The organism is Candidatus Parvarchaeota archaeon (assembly GCA_016866895.1).
In the GTDB taxonomy this organism is placed as follows: domain Archaea; phylum Micrarchaeota; class Micrarchaeia; order Anstonellales; family VGKX01; genus VGKX01.
On sequence record VGKX01000153.1, the window covers coordinates 1 to 2,827 of the forward strand.

General features: G+C 48.1%; 2 protein-coding genes. Both read left to right on the forward strand.

From position 1 onward, the window contains the following. Window positions 1-380 precede the first annotated feature (380 nt). Window positions 381-1,487, forward strand: a complete 1,107-nt coding sequence (locus FJZ26_05295; GenBank protein ID MBM3229821.1) for a hypothetical protein — start codon at window positions 381-383, stop codon at window positions 1,485-1,487. 66 nt (window positions 1,488-1,553) lie between these two features. Next, window positions 1,554-2,827 (forward strand): hypothetical protein (locus tag FJZ26_05300; protein MBM3229822.1); only part of this gene is annotated, 1,274 nt, incomplete at its 3' end.

Below are 2,827 nucleotides of genomic sequence, written 5' to 3' on the forward strand. Positions count from 1 at the left end.
CACAAACCAAAAAGCAAAAACGAAAAACAAGCAAAACACAAACCAAAAAGCAAAAACGAAAAACAAGCAAAACACAAACCAAAAAGCAAAAACGAAAAACAAGCAAAACACAAACCAAAAAGCAAAAACGAAAAACAAGCAAAACACAAACCAAAAAGCAAAAACGAAAAAAGAAACAATTGAAAACACCAATAAATCAATAATAAAAGAAAGAAAAAGCGAAGGAACTTGAAAAAAAGAAAGGAAGTCGAAAGGAACTTGAAAAAAAGAAAGGAAGTCGAAAGGAACTTGAAAAAAAGAAAGGAAGTCGAAAGGAACTTGAAAGGCTTCAGAAATTACTGCTGGATGCGGGTTGCAAGGTGCAAAGCAAGGTGTAAATTATGTATCAGGGGAAATTCGGATTTGGCGTGCTGGCGCTCATTGCATTAATTCTTGTCATGCCGCAGCTGCACGCACTTGAGGCCTACAACGACACCGAGAGGTTTGCGACAATCTGGCTTTCGCCAACAGTCAGGACTGGGGGGTGGGGCTGGGAGCTTGCGGCAATGCTTGCAGTATCAATCTGCTTTTTTGCAACTGCCCTAATCTACATGTTTGGCCATGCGTTTTCAATGGAGAACATCAAGCGCTACGCCAATTCGGAAATGTTGCAGGTGGTGGCATCGGCAGTTCTAATCTCAACGGCTGTTTTCATCCTCCAAGGCGCGCTTAACTATACAGTCCAGTATGTGGTTGGGGAGGACAGCATCGCAGTTTGCAAGGGCCAGGAGTTTGCGATTTTTGACTATTCGGCAGGCCCGATTTCCTTTGCAGCGTGCAAGATAGAGGAAAGCATTGACCTTCTTGAAAACTGCTACCAGCAGACCTATCAAAACAACCTTGGGGTTGAGCGGCAGGCATCAACATGCGTGAACATAAAGGGCATCCCGGTCTATTGCGGCGACTGGTTTTTGCATTCCGAAGTCGAGCAGTCGCATCTTATCGGCTATAAAATCGTGCCGCTTTTGACAAACCTTTACGGCCAGCGCTCCATGATGGATTACCTGGCGGAAAACATGCTTGCAGTGTTCCTTCCAGTAGGGCTCATCCTGCGGGTTTTCCCGCCGCTTAGGGGCATTGGCGGCCTTTTGATAGCAACGGCAATCGGCTTTTACTTTGTCTACCCGACCATTTACCTTATCAACGACCCGACATTTGTGAAAAAAACCAGGACAGAGGACACCTCCTATGTGGACCCGATTCCCGCATGTTATCCGGGCTTCAAGGGCTCTGCAGCAGTGCTCTCAATACCTCCGCTTCCAGGGGGCAGAGGCCCGATTGCGCCAAAATGCCCTGATGCAGCCTCCCTAATCACCAAAGTCACAATAAACCTTACCCTCTACCCGTTTGTCGCCCTTGTGGCAACATTAATCTTTATTAGGGTGGCAGCGCCTATCCTTGGCGGGGACACCGGGGAAATATTGCGCATGACATCAAAACTAATCTAAGCCACATAAAAAACATCCAATCCATATGAAAAACATAAAAAAATATAGTCAATTTTTGGGGTATCCATGGACAAAAAAATCTGGCTTGCGCTTGCAGCTGTTGTGGTTGCAGGGGTTTTCCTTTCAGGCTGCAGCAACACAAGCTTCAGCCAGTGCTGCGCGCCAGGCGTTGCCGGGGCCAGCTGCGAAGTCACGCTTCCAAACAATGCTACAAAAATGTTCCTTGTCTGCACCGCAGGTGGCGTCTGCTCCAATGCAACAACTGGCGTGTCCCTTGACTGCTCAACAGGCCCGTTTTGCAAAAACTCAACAGGTGGCGACACGCCAATTCTTGTGTGCGCAAAGCCGGAGCGCTCCCCCTGCGCCACAAACGGCTCGTGCACTGCAATGCTTTGCGGCCTGTCTGAGCGCGAGCTTTCGCCAATCATGAGCGTGCAGGACCAGTTTGCTGCAAACGACTCGTCAAACGATGGAAGCAAGGTGGACTCAAGTGTGAAAAAGGCGCAGCAAATCAATCTGCTCAACACAGCCTGCACTTTCAAGCCTCTCAACACAAAGACCAACATGGAGATAAAAAACTCCAAAGGCAAGCTGTGGCTCAACGCCTTCCGCTTTGGCGTCGGCTCAAGTTTTTCTGACTATGAGGAGGCAAAGTTCTACTTTCCAATCACTGATACCCAATGCGGTGTCGTCACAGGCACAAAGGACAGGTACATGAATTACCTGAATATGAAAAATCAGGTTGCCGACTGCTCTGTCACAGGCTCAGGTCCCCTTGCCATTGCAACCTGCAGCTCAAACGGCCTTTCATTCTACAACTTCTCAAACTATGGCGGAAACGACTTTTTGACAGAATGCAGGTACTACTGCTCAAAGTTCAATTCAGAAGAGTGCTCAAGCACAAGTCGGCAGTCAACCGCAGACCGCCTTCCGTTCCTTGACTCGCTTGGGCACTATAAGTTCACGGACAATAATTTCTGGGTGCAGCGAAAGTGCGGGGAGGACGATGACAGCTATTGTTCAAACAGCTATGGCACATGCCAGTCGCCTTGGAACGGCAACGGCTGCTGGGCCAAAAGGCCACAGCTCACAGACCAAACAGGACCTCTTTCCAGCTCAAAAACAGTATACTACAGGAACATAACTAAGGATTTGGCAAAAGAATATGCAACAGAATTTTCGACTGGCTATACTGATATTTTTGGGAATTTCCAGTATGGGCCGCCGTTTGCCTGCTCGTCTGGCTCTGAGTGCGCCTCAGGCCTATGCAATTTCAAAACACAGCTTTCCTCCAACTACTGCGTGAACAAGACAAACGGCCAGAGCATTAACTGCGGCTG